Origin of the sequence: Pseudomonas sp. UV AK001 (assembly GCF_046097675.1) — a bacterium.
Classification (GTDB): domain Bacteria; phylum Pseudomonadota; class Gammaproteobacteria; order Pseudomonadales; family Pseudomonadaceae; genus Aquipseudomonas; species Aquipseudomonas kribbensis.
The window spans coordinates 483,530-500,782 of sequence record NZ_JBJUVZ010000001.1 but is presented as its reverse complement, the minus strand read 5'-3'; the positions used below and the strand labels follow the sequence as shown (position 1 = coordinate 500,782).

The following is a 17,253-nucleotide window of genomic DNA, read 5'->3' as shown; positions in this document are numbered from 1 at the left end:
CCGATGGAGCCAGAAATGCACAGCTACGGACTCTTTGTACTCTTCGCCACCCTGACCATTTTGAGCCCCGGCCCGGGTGTGGTGTTGACCCTGTCCAACGCCGTGCGCCTGGGCTGGACCGGCGCGATGCCGGGGATTCTGGGGATTGCCTCGGGAGCTTTCGTGGTTGCCGCCGTCAGTGCAACCAGTGTCGGCCTGATCCTCAGCGCCTCGGCGACGGCCTTTACCGTGCTGAAATACGCCGGCGCCGCTTACCTGTTGTACCTGGGTTTCAAGAGCTGGCGTTCGGATCGTTTCCGTACGCTGCAAGACGTCCGACCTTCCCGCCCGAGTTACCGCTTTCTGGAGGCCGCGTCCCTGCAATTTCTCAACCCAAAAGCCATCTTCTTCTTTCTGGCGGTGTTCCCGCAGTTCATCGACACCACACAGGCTTTCCTTCCGCAGTTCTTCAAACTGGTGGCCTCTTATGCCGTACTGGTGATTCTGGTGCACGGCAGCTATGCGCTGCTCGCCAATGCCGCCAAAGGCTGGCTGTCGAGCCCGAAAGGTTCCTGGCTGACGGCGAAAGTCTCGGGGGTGACCTTTGCCGGGTTTGGTTTGTTAATGGCTTCGGCGACGCGTTGAACGGACGATTCACGCTCCACCTGTTTCAAGGCAATGCGCTTTCCGCCACGCCCGGCGATGCCGCCGGCCTGCCCGTTCTGCTGCTTGCCCGTTCGCGCCTGGGTAATCAACCCAGGGATCAATTCGCCCTCCGGCAGATTCTTCCAGAAACGCATGGGCAAATGCCCCTGCATGACCTTCTCGTTCAACCGCGCCGGGTTGAAGATATGGCTGTAGTACGCCAGCCATAGGTCACCGTGGGGATCGTCGACGTTCTGCGCCAGTTGCTGCCATTCCACCGGGCACACGCGTTGATGGATCAACTGCTCGCCATCGTAATAAACCCCGTCGCGGGGTGTGGCGATCAACCAGCGATGACGGCCCATGCGCCCGATGAAGTGTTCACTGGCGCTGTGCAGGATGTCGTGGGCCGGTTCGTGCCACGCGACGTATTGCGGGCCCGGCAGCTCTGGCGGACGCTCGATGAAGCGCACGAACGCATGCAGATGATGGGCTTCGCGCTGAACCTGTTTGATCCGCCGCTGCAATTCGCTGCCCAGTTTATCGCCGGCCATCATTGCCGTGCGGTCGCCGTGGCTGACTCGCCACAACACTTCATACAGCAGACTCCAGCGCTGATCGCCCCGGTAGCGCGATGCTTGTTCCAGGGTGTCGAGCAACGCACGCGGAATCCGCGCCTGAAACGGCCCCTGTCCTTCCGGCACCGACACGTCACTGGCAAACAGTTCACTCACGCCTTCCGACGCCCAGCTCACCAGACTCGGATCGATTTCATGACTGAGCAGCCAGCGCGCCTGTTGGCGCCAGGTGTCGAACAGATCGTCGCAATCGAGATTGATCATCCCCACAACCCCATCTGCTGCGGCATCGGCCGGTCGCGCAACTGCTGATAGAGCATCTGGCTGGTGACTTCCGCCTGCTGCGGGTGGTAGTCGCTGGTGATGATGAATGGTTTGGCTTTGGCCAGTACGCAGCGCATGCGGGCCACATCTTCGTAGCGGATGCGCCGCTGCCGACGCAGCTCCACCAGACGCTCGGTTGTGCGAAGGCCAATGCCGGGGATGCGAGAGATCAACGCTGGCTCGGCGCGGTTGAGGTCCAGCGGAAACACCTCGCGATTCTGCAGCGCCCAGGCCAGTTTCGGGTCGATGTCCAACGCCAGATTGCCCGGCCCCTTGAGCAATTCACCAGCGGTATAGCCATAGCCGCGCAAAAGGAAATCAGCCTGATACAAGCGGTGCTCACGCATCAGCGGCGGTGCGGCCAGCGGCACGCTTTTCGGGCTGTCGGGAATCGGGCTGAATGCCGAGTAATAGACCCGGCGCAAGCGAAAATTGCCGTACAAAGCCTGGGCGCTGTGGAAGATGGTGCTGTCGTCGGTGTCATCGGCACCGACGATCATCTGCGTGCTCTGCCCGGCCGGGGCGAACTTCGGGGCGCGGGGTTCGTTGAGCACGGTCTGCACGCCGCTGTAGATGGTGTTCATCGCCTGCTTGATCGAGCCGATCTGCTTCTCCGGCGCCAGCGTCTGCAGACTGGCGTCGGTGGGCAATTCGATGTTGACGCTCAAGCGGTCGGCATAACGCCCCGCTTCTTCGATCAACGCAGGATCCGCTTCGGGAATAGTCTTGAGATGGATGTAGCCACGGAACTCATGCTCCTCACGCAACAGCTTCGCAACTCGCACCAGTTGCTCCATGGTGTAGTCCGCCGAACGAATGATCCCGGAGCTGAGGAACAACCCGCTGACGCAATTGCGCCGGTAGAAATCCAGGGTCAGCGTCACCACCTCCTCGGGCGTGAATCGCGCACGCGGCACGTCGCTGGAGCGGCGGTTGACGCAGTACTGGCAGTCATAGAGGCAGAAATTGGTCAGCAGCACCTTGAGCAGCGACACACAACGCCCGTCCGGCGTGTAGCTGTGGCAGATGCCCATGCCATCGGTGGAACCCAACCCGCTCTTGCCCTCGGAGCTGCGCTTGGGCGCGCCACTGCTGGCGCAGGAGGCGTCGTACTTGGCGGCGTCGGCGAGGATGCTGAGCTTGTCGATGAGTTGCATGGCACGGACCCTATACTGTTCGCATATACAGTATAGGGTCCATCCACGGGCGACAAGCCGTATAACGACCCTTCGTCAGTCGGACTTATTACAGTCGGCTGTCAGCTGCGATGGTCGAGGATTTACGCACCGGGGCAGGCTGCATCGCATCGGGCCATTTCACCCCGAACCGCGCCGTCATCTCCTTGCGCCCCGCCGCCGTCAAAGTCAGCGCCCGGCTGTCCAGATCCTGCGTCACCCACTTGCGCTTCAACGCGGTCTGCAACAGCGCCGCTCCAAGCGATCCACCCAGATGCGGCCGGCGCATGCTCCAGTCCAGGCATGGGCAGGCAAAACGTCGGCGCAAGGTCGAAAGATCCCTGACCTCGACTCCCAACCCTTCGAACAGCGCCTCTCCGCTCTCGCTCAAGCGGTACGCCTGCTCATCGGTTTCCACCAGCCAGCCGCCTTCCAACAACCGGTCATGCAGCAGCACCGCCAGCGTGCCGGCCATGTGGTCGTAGCAGGTGCGGGCGAATTGCAGGCGATCGGGCGTGTGCGGTTTGAAGGTCGGCGCGGGGTTCTGGCCGATCACCATCAGCGCTTCCAGTGCCTGGGCCACGCGCTTGTCGGCGAGGCTGTAATAACGGTGGCGGCCCTGCACGTGCAGGCGCACCAGCGCCAGGTCCTTGAGTTTGGCCAGGTGTGCGCTGGCGGTGGAGGCGCTGACGTCGGCGAGGGTCGCCAGCTCTGTGGCGGTGCGGGCGTGGCCGTCCATCAGCGAGCACAGCATTTTGGTTCGCGCCGGTTCCGCGATGGCGGCGGCCACTTGCGAGACGCCGATGTCTTGATGTTCTGCGTGCATATTTCGCTCCCGGACGAATCATCGCACTCAAGGACTGGAGATAGTAGCAACACTTTCCCCACCGACAAGGTTGCGATCCATGGACCCGATCATCGCTGCGACTCACGCCGATCCCTACCCTTACTACGCCGAACTGCGCGCGGCGGGCGGGCTGACCTTTCATCACGGACTGAAACTGTGGGTGGCCAGCAGTGCCCGGGCGGTTTGCGCAGTGTTGGCGCATGCGGATTGCCGGGTGCGTCCGGTGCAGGAGCCGGTGCCTAAAGCGATCGCTGATGGAATGGCAGGAAAAGTCTTTGGCCAGTTGATGCGCATGAATGATGGCGAAGCTCAGCGCTGCCCGCGTTCCGCCATTGAGCCGCCGCTGGGGCTGATCAATGACGACGATGTCCGGGCGCTGGTTGCCGCTCGGCTGGTGACTAACGATGCCGACGGCTTATTTAAGGCAATGTTTCGCGGCCCGGTGTGCGTAGTTGCGGCGTTGCTCGGATTCTCCCCGGCGCAAGCGCGGACGATCAGTGAGCTGACCGCCGATTTTGCAGCGTGCCTGTCGCCACTGAGCAATGACCTGCAACTGGCGGCAGCCCATCGAGCGGCGGAGCAATTGCACGGTTACTTCATTGAATTACTGGCAGATCCGAACCCGTTTCTCGCCGACATTCAGCAGCGCTTTTCAGGCGAAGAGGACGTGCTGATCGCCAACCTGATGGGCCTCTGTTCGCAGACGTTCGAGGCTACCGCCGGCCTGATCGGCAATACGCTGGTGGCGCTGCAGCGTCACCCCGAATTACGCGACACCGCAGTCGATTCGCTGCTCGCCGAAGTGCAGCGGTTCGATCCTTCGGTGCAGAACACCCGACGTTTTGTCGCGAACATCTGCGAAATCGACGGCGTCCGACTTGAAGCAGGTGACGTGATTCTGATGTTGCTCGCCTCGGCCAACCGCGACCCGGCACTGAATGAAAACCCGGATCAGTTTCTGCCGGATCGCCCCAACCGCCGCAGCTTCACGTTCGGCAGCGGCCGGCATCAATGCCCGGGGCAAAGGTTGGCGATGACCATTGCCAGCGCCACCGTCGGTGAAATCCTCGCTCGTGACATCGACGTGAGCCGGTTCATCTGGCATTACCGCCCTTCCCTCAATGGGCGGATTCCATTGTTCTGCGAGGCAACGACTTAAGCGCTGCGCAATTCGATGGTCAGGTGCGACAACTCATGCACCGGCGCCAGTCGCTCGCGAATCGCCTCGGCAGTCACGCCCGCAGTCGCGACTACGCTGACAATCGCCGCCCGCGCCTGCGGGCCGACCTGCCAGACGTGCAAATCGCTGATGCGCACATCGTCGGAGGTTTCCAGCAGCTCGCGGATCTCCTCGGCCACCGGTTCATCGGTGGTGTCGAGCAGCACGGCGGCGCTGTCGCGCATCAGGTTCCAGGCCCATTTGGCGATGACGATGGAACCGACGATGCCCATCACCGGGTCCATCCACACCCAGCCCAGATAACGACCGGCCAGCAGCGCGGCAATCGCCAGCACCGACGTCAATGCATCGGCGAGTACGTGCACGTAGGCTGAGCGCAGGTTGTTGTCGTGATGGTGGTGATGACCGTGATCGTGGCTATGGCCGTGGTCATGATGACTGTGATGACCAGCCAGCAAAAAAGCGCTGAGCAAGTTGACGCCCAGGCCGACCACGGCAATCAAGGTTGCTTCGCCGAACGCCACACTGGTGGGCTCGAACAGACGGAAAACCGATTCCCCGGCAATGCCCAGCGATACCAGCCCCAGCACCATGGCCGAGGCAAAACCCGCCAGATCGCCGACCTTGCCGGTGCCGAAACTGTAACGGCGATTGTTGGCGTTGCGCCGGGCAAAACCATAGGCCGCCGCCGCGATGCCGAGGGCGCCGGCGTGGGTCGCCATGTGGAAACCGTCGGCCAGCAGCGCCATGGAACCCGTGAGGTAACCGGCGGCAATCTCGCCGATCATCATCACGAACGTCAGCGCCACCACCCACAAGGTACGACGGGCGTTGTCGTCATGGGATGCACCGAGGAACTGGTGGTCGTGGGAAAAGTCGTCAGAGCGCGTCGTCAGATTCATGGTGTCGGTGCTCACTTGGAATAACGGCGAATGGCTTGCAGCAACTCTTCCACGCCCTGGGCACGGGCTTCGTCGCTGAGGTCGGGATGGGCGACATGCTCGCGGGCGTGGGCCTCGATGAACTGCTCCATCAAACCGTTGACCGCGCCGCGAATCGCCGCCATCAGGTGCAACGTCTTGGCACAATCGGCCTCGGACTCCAGCGCCCGTTCAACCGCCTGAACCTGCCCGGCAATGCGCCGGACCCGATTGAGCAACTCGCCTTTGTGTTCGTGCGTGTGCGACATACCTATACCCCCTACCCCTATATGGCGAGCATGGTCGCTGTTCCGATCGGAAGGGGCAAGGCCTGCTTGCGACCGTCCGTCGCGGCTTGAAATTTTGATGTGGAAGAATGAGGCGGCGCGTCAGACGGCGCCGCCTCTGGAAGGCATTTCAGAGGCAGGATCGTTGGGAATCCTCGCCTGTCAGGCCCATTGCAGTGGCGGGGACGACGAGAAGCAGAGGTCTACGTCCAGTTGCGCGGCGGCCGACAGGTTGACCAGTGCATCCAGAGAGAACTTGTCGATTTTGCCGTTGAGTACGTCGTTGAGGCGTGGCTGGGTGATGCCGAGACGCTTGGCCGCCTCCTTCTGCGGAAGCTCCCAGGCACGAATCGTGTCGCAAAGCGTGCGCATCAGCTTGGCCCGCAGGCGCATGTTGGCCGCTTCCTGCGGCGTGTCTTCCAGTGCATCCCAGACGCTTGCGAAGCGCTGGGGTGGGTTTTGATGATCCTTCATGGTTTAGCCTGATTCCTTGTGCTGGATGTGCCATGCAGGCTATATCGAAACCGATATAAATCAAGCTGGAAGTGGCTTATTAAATATTCGGTATCACAAAGCAGAAATGCGCGAGTCGGCACACTTGATAAGCCCACACAGAACCCCTGTGGGAGCGAGCTTGCTCGCGATGGCGGACTGAAAAATGACGCATCATTTTGCCCCCATCCGGGAGGCTACATTGCCTTGCGCCTTTGCCTACAACTACGCCAGAATCCGCCGGCTTGTGCGGCTTGGGGCCTGCCAGTAACTTGATTCGCATCACTGAATGGTCAGTGAACGGGTTTAGTCGCTCGGCGTTTTATCCAAGCTCGCAAGCTGTTTTTCAGTCAGGCATTCCCACGCCTGTACTCAATGGCGGCTGTGCGTAGGGCGCTCTAGGGCGCGCCAGTAGTGCTTGGATACTGGTCGACTAACCTGCGTACAGCTGCCACCTATTGTTTAGTCGCAAGAACGTGTCAGCCTCTATTGGAGGTTTCCAAGCAAATGATCAAGCCAACGCCTAATCCTCCGGAAACAGACGTATCGTCCGAATCCGACCCAACCTCTCCCTACTCCACAACCGACTCAAAAAAACTCCACGAAGCCGCCGAGCGCGCCCTCGACCATTACCTGAAACCCACCGCCCAGAAACAGCACTGCCCCGGCCGCATGTTCCTCATCGCCCCCCACATCGATCAACATGCCTTGCTGGCCCACGCCTGCGAATCGATGGCCTCGGCCAGCGTGATGCTCAGCGACTTCGCCGCGCTGCTGGACCCGCCCTACCGCAGCACCGTCCTGGGCATCGCCCAAGTGGTGATGTGTGGCGAACTCGCCGTGAACCGGGCGCTGGACACCCTCGATGCCACGACCTGAGGAACACCCCATGGAAAGCAAATCCGATGCACACGTCGTCGCCGCCCTGATCTCCATCGGCCTCAACGAGAAAGACAGCCAATGGGCCGAAAAGGCCTGTCTGCTCCTGCTCGAAAGCGAAAGAAAATCCATCGTCACCGCCGCCCTCGAGGCCCTCGTCCAGCTCGCCCGCGATCACGGCAAACTGGACCGGGAACGCGTAATGCCGGCACTTAACAGCGTCAAACGCAGATTTCCGAGCCTGACCAGCACGGTTGCCGCAACGCTGGATGAAATGGCAATGGCTGCGTAACGTTTCAGGTAAAAGGGCAAGAAAAAACCCGCTGCTCCGTGATCGGAGGCAGCGGGTTTTATGGTGTCAGCTGTAACGCGGGAGCAATCAATCCTCCCGCGTCAAAACCTCCAGCAACTCAATCTCGAACACCAGATTCGAATTCGGCGGAATTTTGCCCATCGTCCGTTCGCCATACCCCAGATGCGCCGGCACCAGCAGTTTGCGTTTGCCGCCGACCTGCATGCCCATGATCCCTTGATCCCAACCCTTGATCACCCGGCCCGTGCCAATCACGCACTGGAACGGTTTGCCCCGGCTCCAGGAGGAATCGAACTCGGTGCCGTCTTCCAGCCAACCGGTGTATTGGGTGGTGATCAATGCGCCTTTGACGGCGGCTTTTCCGTCGCCGGGCTGAAGATCGATTATCTGCAGTTCATCATTCATAACATTCACTCTATTGTTCCGCTGGCCGCCGTTTTCCCAGAAATGCCGGACATTGGCAACCGTTTGACCCAGCGTTGGCCGTGATGAATGATAGCCACCCGCCACCAACCCCGAATCGATACGCCATGTCAGCGATGCTTGAATGACTCAACTCTGGATCGGCTTTGCCCTTGTCGTTGTGCTGATGGTCGTGATCGCCGTGTTGATTCGTCGCGAGCGTGCCCTGCATCGGCAACTCGCCGAATACCGTGAACTGCTCACTCGCGCCGCCGAAGGCCAGAACATCCACCAGGATGGCGATGCCGAGCGCTTCAAGCGCAGCCAGTATTTTGCGCGGATCGGCACCTGGGATTGGGAAGTCGACACGGATCGACTGTATTGGTCCGACGCGATTTTCGGCATGTTCGGGTTCAAGATCGGCGAAGTGACGCCCTCCTACGCCTTGTTCTGCTCCTGCGTCCACCCGGACGACCGCGCCAAGGTGCGCGCCGGGGAATTGCGTTGCCTGGAAACCGGTGAAAACCACGACGAGGAATACCGCGTGGTCTGGCCCGACGGTACGATTCGCTGGCTGCGGGAAACCGGCAACGTGGTAAAGAACGATCATGACGCGATGATCAAGATGATGGGCGTGGTGCGCGATATCACCGAAGAGAAGGCCTCGGCCAGCTACCTTCAGCACCTGGCCCACTTCGATCCGCTGACCGGTTTGCCCAATCGACTGGTGCTGGAAGAACGCCTGTCAGAAGCACTGGAACATGCCCGCGCTACCGAGACCCGGGTGGCGCTGGTGTTCATCGATCTCAACGGTTTCAAAAGCATCAACGACCGCTACGGCCACGCCGCCGGCGACCGCGTCCTGATCACCACCGCCACACGGCTGAAACGCATCCTGCGAGTCAGCGACACCGTCGCCCGCATTGGTGGTGACGAATTCGTGGTCATCCTGCAAGGCCTCGCCCCCGGTCTGAACCTTCAGGACGAAGCGCGGAGCATCTGCCAGAAAATCTTCATCGAACTGTCCCCGCCCATCACCATCGGCAACGAACAACGCCACATCGGCACCAGCCTCGGCGTCGCCGTATTCCCCGACCATGCACCGACCATGGACCGCCTGCTGCATATTGCGGATCTGGCGATGTATGAGGCCAAGCGCAGCGGGAATAATCAGTATCGACTGGGTGGCGGACAGGCGTTGAGCCATAGTCGGGCTGACTGAATCTCAGCGCCCGGCAGTACCAAATACAACGCCATTGAAGGTATGAGTGCAGCACTGGCAGTTGGGCGTCATATCCTCTGCCTTGAGGTTGGGATTGACGATTTGCAGGCGCTTCTGTTCATCGACATACAGACCATTGAAGAAACTCGACTCACCGAGTCGCACTATTTCTTCCCGGTCACTTTCAAGCACAGCGACCATCCAGAACACCGGTTCCTGCCGATCCAGCCGCGACACCGCCTCACTGAAAATCTCGTCCCAATCACCGCCGACACGCGACAGCAAAAAGCGAAACAACGGCGTGTAATCGTAGCCATGGTGCTTGATGCCATGCATCGAGCCGCGCGTGGCCTCGCTGTGAATTTCAGCCTTGGTGTTTCGCTGATGCCGATAATGCCCGCCCGGGTTGTTGCGCCAGACGTTATGGGCCGTGGTGTTTACTTTGCGGTAGAGGGGTTTCTTGTCCAACGAACTGCTCCTGACATCCAGTCACTCGAAACGCCCCTCGCGTTTTACCCGAACGGCGCTCGAATGCAATCAACCGTCCATGGCCAATTGTTGCTGGCGGCCTAACGCTCCACCGGCTTGATATCCACAATCGTCCCGTTGGTAATCATCACCATCACGTACTTGTCATTCATCTGAACCCACTGCGCCTGCGGATCAGGTTGCTTGAGGCCTTTCTGTTTCCAGTTCTTGATGGCTTTTTCGCTGCGCTGATAGACGTCCGGGGCGCGGTCGTTGACCTTCAGTTCGCGGCCATCGGTGGGCGAGCGTTCGACGGTGTCGGTCGAGGGTTGCGCCGCTTGAACGAGTGGGGTGAACCCGGCGATGCCGGCAACGAGGGCCAGGCTGGCGATCAGGGTCTTGTTGTTCATCGGTGAACCTCCTTCAGATGTGTGATACCTGAACTCCGACTGCGGGGTTCGGGAATCATTCCTTGTTTTTTGATGATGCGGGACTTGAGATTGTAGTCGCGCCCCGGAGCACCATCCGGGGTTCCCCCGCTGCATGGCAATTACAGCCAATGGCCACCATTTACGATAAGATCCCGCGCGCCCCCGCCGAGTGAACAAGGACATCACCGTGAAAATCTACCTCATCGTCAATCTGGTGCTGCTTGCGGTTCTGGGCCTCTACGCTGTCAGTCTTTTCAACAGGCTTGTGGCACGGCGCAACGAGATCAAGAACGCGTTTGCCCAGGTCGAAGTGCAACTCAAGCGCCGCTATGACCTGATCCCCAATCTGGTCAGCATCGCCAAGGGTTATCTGGCCCATGAGCGCGAAACCCTGGAAGCGGTGATCGCTGCGCGCAATGAAGCCGTGGCGGGACTTGAAGCTGCACAGGCCAAACCGGGCAATGCCCAGCACATCGCGCAACTGGGGCTGGCGGACAGCGCACTCAGCAGCGCCGTGGGTCGATTGAACCTGACCCTGGAAGCCTACCCGGAACTCAGGGCCTCGCAGAACATGCAACAACTGAGCGAAGAGCTGAGCAGCACCGAAAACAAGGTGAGTTTCGCGCGCCAGGCGTTCAACGACGCGGTCATGAGCTACAACAACCTCAAACAGAGTTTTCCCGCGGTGCTGCTGGCAGCCAGTTTTGGCCATCGCGACGACGCCGTACCGTTGAAGTTTGCGGATACGCTGGCGATCAAGACCGCGCCCAAGGTTACTTTCTGATTTCTGCTTTCCATGGATGGCCCGATGAATTTCTTTGAACGACAAACCCAGGCTCGCAACCAGACCCGACGGCTGGTTTACTTGATGACTCTGTCGATTGTCTCGCTGGTTATCCTGACCGCCCTGCCTTTCGTTTTCAGCGGTTTCGAAGATTATTTGAGCGGCACTGGCACGCTGGCAGATGCCTTTCTGGCAATGGCCGTCATCGCGTCGTTCATCAGCAGCATCGTGGTGATTGGCGGCCTGCTGAAATACCGGCAACTGCGGGCGGGCGGCAAAGTCGTTGCGGAGAAACTGGGTGGCCGCCTGCTCAACGGCAATGCGCGCACGCTGGACGAGCAGCGCTTGATGAATGTGGTCGAAGAAATGGCGATTGCCTCCGGCACCCGCGTGCCGGCGGTGTACCTGTTGCCGGACGAGAGCATCAACGCCTTCGCGGCCGGACTTACACCGGAGGATGCAGCAATCGGTGTGACCCGTGGCGCGGTGAAGCTGCTGACCCGGGAAGAACTGCAAGGGGTGATTGCCCACGAATTCAGCCACATCTTAAACGGTGACATGCGCCTCAATACGCAACTGGTGGCGGTGGTGCACGGCCTGTTGGTGCTGGGGCTGGCGGGCACTTACATAATGGTCAGTCTGCTCAAGCGCGACAAACGAGACGTGCGGCTGATGTTGGTGGTTTTTGCGCTCGGTTTCGCACTGTGTGTAGCCGGATTTCTCGGGAATCTCTATGGCAATTTGATCAAGGCGGCTGTCAGTCGCCAGCGTGAGTTCCTCGCCGATGCAAGCGCGGTGCAATACACGCGCAATCCGCAAAGCATTGTCGGCGCCCTTAAAAAAATCGGCGCCCATAAACAAGGTTCCGTCATCAACTCCCCCCGTGCCGCCGAGTTCAGTCATTTGTTTTTCAGCACGGGAGGATCAGGCTTGCTGAGTCGGATGTTTGCGTCACACCCTGATCTGAGCGTGCGCATTCGTCGGATCGATCCGCAGTGGGATGGCAGTTTTACAACCGCCACTGCACCGGGTGTGCCAGCGAAGAAACAGGAAACGGCTACATCGCTTCAATAAGGAGGCTGCCGTTCGGTCTGGATTGATCCGCCCCACGCATCAATCCATGCCAACTATGCAATTAACAGATCGATCCCCCTGCGCCACTATCCGCCCCAATAAAAACCGTGCGCCGCCTCCCCGTCGCGCACGTCATAAAAGCGGTGGAGTATTTTTCGATGACAGCCTCAATCCCACACGGCGGCTCGCGGGCCGGTGCCATTTTCCGGGTGACCTCGGGTAACTTCCTCGAACAGTTCGACTTCTTTCTGTTCGGCTTCTACGCCACGCAGATCGCGGCGGTGTTCTTTCCGGCGAGCAGTGAGTTCGCTTCCCTGATGATGACGTTCGCGGTGTTCGGCGCAGGCTTTTTGATGCGTCCGCTGGGGGCCATTGTGCTCGGCGCTTACATCGATGACGTCGGTCGTCGCAAGGGCCTGATCGTCACCCTGTCGATCATGGCCAGCGGCACGATATTGATTGTGCTAGTGCCCGGATACGAAACCATTGGCCTGTTCGCACCGGCGCTGGTGCTGGTCGGGCGCTTGCTGCAGGGCTTCTCGGCCGGCGCGGAACTGGGTGGTGTGTCGGTGTATCTGTCGGAGATCGCCACACCGGGTCGCAAGGGTTTCTTCACGGCCTGGCAGTCGGCCAGCCAACAGGTTGCGATCATCGTTGCCGCGGCGTTGGGCTTTGCGCTGAACCAGTGGATGGCGCCGGACGTGATTGCCGATTGGGGCTGGCGCATTCCGTTTTTCGTTGGCTGCATGATCGTGCCATTCATCTTCCTGCTGCGTCGCAACCTGGCGGAAACCGAAGAGTTCGCCACCCGCAAACATCGCCCGAGCATGAAAGAAGTGTTCCGCACCCTTGGCCAGAACTGGGTCGTGGTCATCGGCGGGATGCTGATGGTTGCCCTGACCACTACCGCGTTCTACCTGATCACCGTGTACGCGCCGACCTTCGGCAAAACCGTGCTGCACCTGAGCACCTCGGATGCGTTGCTGGTGACTCTGCTGGTGGGCGTTTCGAACTTCTTCTGGCTGCCGATCGGCGGTGCGTTGTCGGACCGTTTCGGCCGTCGCCCGCTGTTGATCACCATGTCGTTGCTGGCCCTGGCGACCACCTATCCGGCGCTGTCGTATCTGGTGCAGGCGCCGAGTTTCAGCCATATGTTGCTGTCGCTGCTGTGGCTGTCGTTCATCTACGGCATGTACAACGGCGCGATGATTCCGGCGCTGACCGAGATCATGCCGGTTGAGGTTCGTGTGGCCGGTTTCTCGCTGGCCTACAGCCTTGCTACCGCGATCTTCGGCGGGTTCACGCCGGCGATGTCGACTTTCCTGATCCAGTACACCGGTGACAAGGCCGCACCAGGTTACTGGATGAGTGTCGGCGCGCTGTGTGCGTTGTGCGCGACGCTGTATCTGTATCGCCGTGCGGGCGGTCGTCTGCACCCTGCGGTCGCTTGAGGAGCCAGCCAAAATGAAAAAGCTCTTTAATCTGACCGCCCTCGCCCTCCTAGCCTTCAGCGCATTCGCTCAGGCCGAGGAACTGCGCGTAATGACCTCCGGCGGCTTCACCGCCGCCTACAAAGTCCTCGGCCCGAAGTTCGCCGCGAACACCGGCAACACCCTCGACACCATCCTCGGCCCGTCGATGGGCAAAGCCCCGGAGGCGATCCCCAATCGCCTGGCCCGGGGTGAACAGGCCGACGTGGTGATCATGGTCGGCTACGCCCTCGACGACTTGATCAAGCAAGGCAAGGTCGACCCGGCTTCACGGGTGGAGCTGGCGGATTCGCGGATAGGCCTGGTGGTGCGCGAAGGCGCGCCGAAACCGGACATCAGCAACGTCGATGCCCTGAAGAAAACCCTGCTCGATGCGCAATCGGTGGCCTACTCGGACAGCGCCAGCGGCGTGTACATCGAGCAGCAGTTGTTCAAGAAACTCGGCGTCGAAGATCAGCTGAAACCAAAGGCGAAGATGATCCCGAAAATCCCGGTGGGTTCGGTGGTTGCTACCGGCGACTATCAACTGGGTTTCCAGCAGGTCAGCGAATTGCTGCCGGTGCCGGGTGTGACGTATGTCGGGAAAATCCCGGAGTCGGTGCAATCGGTAACGCGCTTCGCCGCGGGGATTCCGGTGGGTGCGCAGCATCCGCAGGAAGCCAAGGCGTTGCTCGCCTATCTGGCCGCGCCAGCCGCTCAGGGCGACGTGCAGGCCACCGGGCTGGATTCAGTCAAGCACTGACCTTCGGCGGCTGGACTTTCATTTCCACCACCAGCCGCTCCAGTTCCAGTGCCGCCGGGGTCAGGGTACGACCCCGGCGCTTGATGATGCCCACGCTGCGCATCACTTGCGGATCGGTCAGCGGCACCCGCGTCAGGATCGGATGATCCGCCGCCGGCATCGCCATCAACGGCACCGCCGCCACACCCAGTCCCGCTTCCACCAGACCAATCATCGTCGTCACGTGCAGGGTTTCGCAGATGCTCGGCCGCTGCGGCACCACTTTCGCCAGTGCCTGATCGAGCAAAAAGCGATTGCCCGAAGTCTTGTCCAGCGAGATGTAATCCTGCCGGTAAAACTCGTCCCAACTGACGCTGCTGCGCCCGGCCAAGGGGTGATCGCGACGGCAGGCCACCACGTAGCTCTCCTGCACCAGCGGCTCGAAATCCACGCCTGCCTCCTGGGTGCCCATGAAGCTCAAGCCGAAATCCGCCTCGCCATTGACCACCGCCGTGAGCACGTCGTGGGCGCTGGAATCGAGGACTTTAACTTTGATGCGCGGGAACTGCTGGTGATAGCGGGCGACCACCCGTGGCATGAAGTAATACGCCGCCGACGGCACGCAGGCGACGGTGACATGGCCCTGGCGGTTCGACGCCACTTCGCTGATGCCGAGCAACGCCACGTCCAGGTCATCCAGCAAACGCTCGACACTCGGCATGAAGCCGCGCCCGGCCTGAGTCAGGCTGACCTTGCGCGTGGTGCGCTCGAACAGCTTCACGCCGAGGGCGTCTTCAAGCTTTTCGATGCGTCGGCTCAGGGCCGGTTGCGAAATGCGCACGGTGTCCGCGGCCTTGCGGAAACTGCCCTGCTCGACCACCGCGCGAAAAGCTTGCAGGTCGTTGAGGTCGAAGTTGATGGCCATGGGAGACTCGGGAGGAATTGATTCGCAGAGGCTATAAATGTAACCAATTGATGCAAATTATTACAGAACCTCGACTCTCTCCTTAGGGTGGCCCTCCCCGGCCTATGGGATGGGTGCCGGAAATTGCCGCTGGATCGATGCCAGGGTTCGACGCCGGATCCAGCCGCTGGCCAGGCGGATCGCCAGCCAATACGGTGTGAACAACCATCGGGTTCGAGTGTTGGGGCAAAACACGAACGTTTCGGTGCGTAACGCAAGTACGCCTTCTGCCTGCTCGACGACTTGAAAACGCAACACCAGCCTGGCGATACGGGGATCGTCCAGCGCCATGAACGCCGCAGCATCGGCCACAAGGCAAGCATCCAGATCCGGGCGCCAGAAACGCCCCGCCAGCCCCAGGGACACTTCGTGGTCAGTGCGCCGCAGCAAGGTGAAGGTGTCAAAACCGAACGGCGCGGGTGCGGGTTGCGGTCGGTTGCCGATGATTCTGATCAGCTTTGCCGGCAGCTCGCGCAGGGTCAGCAAGGCATCGGCCACCCGGTCCGCGCGCATGTCCAGGGCACACACGGCGGCGATGATGGCGGCGGGCTGAGCATCAATCGCGCCCGATTGGTGGACTTCGTAAAAGTTGAATCGCGGAAGAAACGGCGAAGGTGAAATCCCGTGGGCATCGGTTCCGTCGCCAAAGATCCCTAGCGCTCTCCAGAATGTTCCGAACATGCAGTGGCTTCCCTTTTCATTCGGTGGAGAGTTCCGGAGTCCTTTCGGGAATGCCCGCAGACATCCCCGAAAGCTCCGATAGCATTGGCCCGTCAGGCTTCCAGACGTTCGCCGGGGGCGGCGGCCTGCGTGGCTTTTTCAGGCACGTAGCACGGCGGCACGGCGAGCGTGCGCCGAAGGTCGAGTTTCAATGCGCCCCAGGACAGACCGGCACCGAATCCGCACAACACGACGTTCTGCGCCTGCGCTGTGCCAACCGCACCGTGGCGAGACAGGACAATCGGAATCGATGTGGAGCTGGTGTTGCCGATATCGTCGATGTCGATCGGCATTTTCTCCGGCGCGACGCCGATCATCCGCCGCAGGTAGTTGAGCATGAACCCGTTTGCCTGGTGCAGCACCAGCAAGTCGAGCGACGCCGGCGTCAACCCCGTCGCTTCAAGCAGCGACTTGACGGTCTGCGGTACCCGGTTCAGTGCAAAGTTCATCACCGCCGTACCGTCCATCTGCAGACGCTGGATCGAGGCGCGAGTCTGGCTGTCACCCTCAGGCGTGTAGGCGATGTCGGACTCCAGAGCCTCACGACCACTGCCATCGGCTCCGCACAGGAACTCGAACGTCCCCTCGCCCGCCTCCAGCAGAGTGGCTGACGCCGCATCGCCGAACAGCATCTTCACATGCCGGTCGCGACCGTCCAGCAGCTTGGTGGTCACATCCCCGGTGCACAGCAATACTTTTTTGCAGGCACCGGCGGCGATCAGCGCGCCGGCCTGAACCAGCGCAGTGATGTACCCAGAACAACCGGCGGACACGTTCAGCACCAGACAGTGCTGAGGCAGTCCGAGCGCCTGCTGAACCAGGAAACCGACGCCCGGCACCCACGAGTCCGGGGTCTGGGTCACGACGATCAGTCCGTCGATCTCCTGCGCTGCGCACACCCCCTGATCCAGCAGGTGACGGCACGCGGCGATCACCAGGTCGGACGTGTCCAGCGATCCGGCTTCCCTGATCGATTCGATGCCGGTGCTTTTGGCGATGCGGGCCACTTCCTTGGCGCCGAACAGTTCGGCGAAGTCGTCCAGCCCCACACGCCGCTCGGGCAACGCGGACGTGACCGCACGCACGGTCACTCCGCAAAGGGTGCGCAGGGTCATGCGGTTTCCTTCATTTTCAGGGTTACCAGATCGAAGATGTCCTGCACCGTCACGATACGGTCCATCTCTTCGCCAGACACCGTCACGCCGGTCGATTCGAACACCAGGGCGACAATGCCGATCCTGGCCATCGAGTCCCAGTTGTCGCTGTTCTCCAAACGGACATCGCCCTTCAGTTCATCCAGCGGCAGGGTCAGGATTTCCGCGATGCTTGCGCGCATTGCTTCGAGTACGGCCATGTTG

The 17,253-nt window shown here is 60.8% G+C and carries 21 protein-coding genes and 1 pseudogene; 9 read left to right on the top strand and 13 right to left on the bottom strand.

Translation table 11 applies throughout. The features are described from left to right. The first annotated feature begins 15 nt into the window (after positions 1-15). Complete coding sequence (locus tag ACKLNA_RS02355; protein WP_408984735.1) at positions 16-624, top strand: LysE family translocator; 609 nt, start codon at positions 16-18, stop codon at positions 622-624. Between the two features lie 23 nt (positions 625-647). Here the strand turns inward: ACKLNA_RS02355 and ACKLNA_RS02350 are convergent. The 3 genes and pseudogenes from ACKLNA_RS02350 to ACKLNA_RS02340 form a co-directional block, all read right to left on the bottom strand. Next, positions 648-1,466 (bottom strand): annotated as a pseudogene (locus ACKLNA_RS02350) (TIGR03915 family putative DNA repair protein); the annotation flags it as partial. After that, entirely contained in the window at positions 1,463-2,683 is a 1,221-nt protein-coding gene (locus tag ACKLNA_RS02345; protein WP_408984734.1) for a putative DNA modification/repair radical SAM protein, read from the bottom strand. The gene ACKLNA_RS02345 and the pseudogene ACKLNA_RS02350, both read right to left, overlap by 4 nt. An 88-nt stretch (positions 2,684-2,771) precedes the next feature. Further along, positions 2,772-3,527 (bottom strand): ArsR/SmtB family transcription factor, encoded by a 756-nt coding sequence (locus tag ACKLNA_RS02340; RefSeq protein ID WP_408984733.1) that lies wholly within the window; start codon positions 3,525-3,527, stop codon positions 2,772-2,774. Between the two features lie 79 nt (positions 3,528-3,606). Here ACKLNA_RS02340 and ACKLNA_RS02335 point away from each other — a divergent pair, with 79 nt between their 5' ends. Further along, on the top strand, positions 3,607-4,707 hold the full coding sequence (locus tag ACKLNA_RS02335) for a cytochrome P450 (RefSeq protein WP_408984732.1): 1,101 nt from the start codon (positions 3,607-3,609) through the stop codon (positions 4,705-4,707). Here the strand turns inward: ACKLNA_RS02335 and dmeF are convergent. From dmeF to ACKLNA_RS02320, 3 genes are all read right to left on the bottom strand, one after another. Next, a complete protein-coding gene (gene dmeF, locus ACKLNA_RS02330; protein ID WP_408984731.1) occupies positions 4,704-5,630 on the bottom strand; it encodes a CDF family Co(II)/Ni(II) efflux transporter DmeF in 927 nt (308 codons plus the stop codon). The genes ACKLNA_RS02335 and dmeF overlap by 4 nt on opposite strands. Positions 5,631-5,641: 11 nt before the next feature. After that, positions 5,642-5,917 (bottom strand): metal/formaldehyde-sensitive transcriptional repressor, encoded by a 276-nt coding sequence (locus ACKLNA_RS02325; RefSeq protein WP_065258432.1) that lies wholly within the window; start codon positions 5,915-5,917, stop codon positions 5,642-5,644. 180 nt (positions 5,918-6,097) lie between these two features. Beyond that, positions 6,098-6,409: a helix-turn-helix domain-containing protein gene (locus ACKLNA_RS02320; RefSeq protein ID WP_408984730.1), complete on the bottom strand. Its 312-nt coding sequence runs from the start codon at positions 6,407-6,409 to the stop codon at positions 6,098-6,100. A gap of 525 nt (positions 6,410-6,934) precedes the next feature. Here ACKLNA_RS02320 and ACKLNA_RS02315 point away from each other — a divergent pair. Further along, positions 6,935-7,306, top strand: a complete 372-nt coding sequence (locus ACKLNA_RS02315) for a DUF6124 family protein (protein ID WP_408984729.1) — start codon at positions 6,935-6,937, stop codon at positions 7,304-7,306. Positions 7,307-7,316: 10 nt separating this feature from the next. Beyond that, positions 7,317-7,598, top strand: coding sequence for a hypothetical protein (locus ACKLNA_RS02310; protein ID WP_408984728.1), 282 nt, complete (start codon positions 7,317-7,319; stop codon positions 7,596-7,598). Between the two features lie 87 nt (positions 7,599-7,685). On the opposite strand, the gene ACKLNA_RS02305 is transcribed toward ACKLNA_RS02310, so the two are convergent. Beyond that, positions 7,686-8,024 (bottom strand): FKBP-type peptidyl-prolyl cis-trans isomerase, encoded by a 339-nt coding sequence (locus tag ACKLNA_RS02305; protein WP_007952931.1) that lies wholly within the window; start codon positions 8,022-8,024, stop codon positions 7,686-7,688. A gap of 142 nt (positions 8,025-8,166) precedes the next feature. Here ACKLNA_RS02305 and ACKLNA_RS02300 point away from each other — a divergent pair, with 142 nt between their 5' ends. Next, entirely contained in the window at positions 8,167-9,243 is a 1,077-nt protein-coding gene (locus ACKLNA_RS02300) for a diguanylate cyclase domain-containing protein (protein WP_408984727.1), read from the top strand. 3 nt (positions 9,244-9,246) lie between these two features. On the opposite strand, the gene ACKLNA_RS02295 is transcribed toward ACKLNA_RS02300, so the two are convergent. Both ACKLNA_RS02295 and ACKLNA_RS02290 read right to left on the bottom strand, forming a co-directional pair. Continuing rightward, entirely contained in the window at positions 9,247-9,711 is a 465-nt protein-coding gene (locus ACKLNA_RS02295) for a hypothetical protein (RefSeq protein ID WP_408984726.1), read from the bottom strand. A 101-nt stretch (positions 9,712-9,812) separates the two neighbouring features. Then, entirely contained in the window at positions 9,813-10,121 is a 309-nt protein-coding gene (locus ACKLNA_RS02290; protein WP_408984725.1) for an RcnB family protein, read from the bottom strand. Between the two features lie 208 nt (positions 10,122-10,329). Here ACKLNA_RS02290 and ACKLNA_RS02285 point away from each other — a divergent pair, with 208 nt between their 5' ends. From ACKLNA_RS02285 to ACKLNA_RS02270, 4 genes are all read left to right on the top strand, one after another. Beyond that, entirely contained in the window at positions 10,330-10,926 is a 597-nt protein-coding gene (locus ACKLNA_RS02285) for a LemA family protein (protein ID WP_408984724.1), read from the top strand. A 24-nt stretch (positions 10,927-10,950) separates the two neighbouring features. Continuing rightward, positions 10,951-12,000 carry a M48 family metallopeptidase gene (locus ACKLNA_RS02280; protein WP_408984723.1) on the top strand — a complete coding sequence of 350 codons (1,050 nt, stop codon included), beginning with the start codon at positions 10,951-10,953 and terminating at the stop codon, positions 11,998-12,000. 158 nt (positions 12,001-12,158) lie between these two features. Next, positions 12,159-13,451 (top strand): MFS transporter, encoded by a 1,293-nt coding sequence (locus tag ACKLNA_RS02275; protein ID WP_408984722.1) that lies wholly within the window; start codon positions 12,159-12,161, stop codon positions 13,449-13,451. Positions 13,452-13,464: 13 nt separating this feature from the next. Beyond that, entirely contained in the window at positions 13,465-14,232 is a 768-nt protein-coding gene (locus ACKLNA_RS02270; RefSeq protein ID WP_408984721.1) for a substrate-binding domain-containing protein, read from the top strand. On the opposite strand, the gene ACKLNA_RS02265 is transcribed toward ACKLNA_RS02270, so the two are convergent. The 4 genes from ACKLNA_RS02265 to ACKLNA_RS02250 all read right to left on the bottom strand — a co-directional run bounded on the left by ACKLNA_RS02265 (position 14,222) and on the right by ACKLNA_RS02250 (position 17,249). Then, positions 14,222-15,136, bottom strand: a complete 915-nt coding sequence (locus ACKLNA_RS02265) for a LysR family transcriptional regulator (protein WP_408984720.1) — start codon at positions 15,134-15,136, stop codon at positions 14,222-14,224. The two genes, ACKLNA_RS02270 and ACKLNA_RS02265, sit on opposite strands and share 11 nt — an antisense overlap. 102 nt (positions 15,137-15,238) lie before the next feature. Next, positions 15,239-15,856: a hypothetical protein gene (locus tag ACKLNA_RS02260; RefSeq protein WP_408984719.1), complete on the bottom strand. Its 618-nt coding sequence runs from the start codon at positions 15,854-15,856 to the stop codon at positions 15,239-15,241. 92 nt (positions 15,857-15,948) lie between these two features. Next, on the bottom strand, positions 15,949-17,010 hold the full coding sequence (locus ACKLNA_RS02255) for a 3-oxoacyl-ACP synthase III family protein (protein WP_408984718.1): 1,062 nt from the start codon (positions 17,008-17,010) through the stop codon (positions 15,949-15,951). Further along, positions 17,007-17,249, bottom strand: coding sequence for an acyl carrier protein (locus tag ACKLNA_RS02250; protein ID WP_096822577.1), 243 nt, complete (start codon positions 17,247-17,249; stop codon positions 17,007-17,009). The genes ACKLNA_RS02255 and ACKLNA_RS02250 overlap by 4 nt, the downstream gene beginning before the upstream one ends. Between the last annotated feature and the right edge of the window lie 4 nt (positions 17,250-17,253).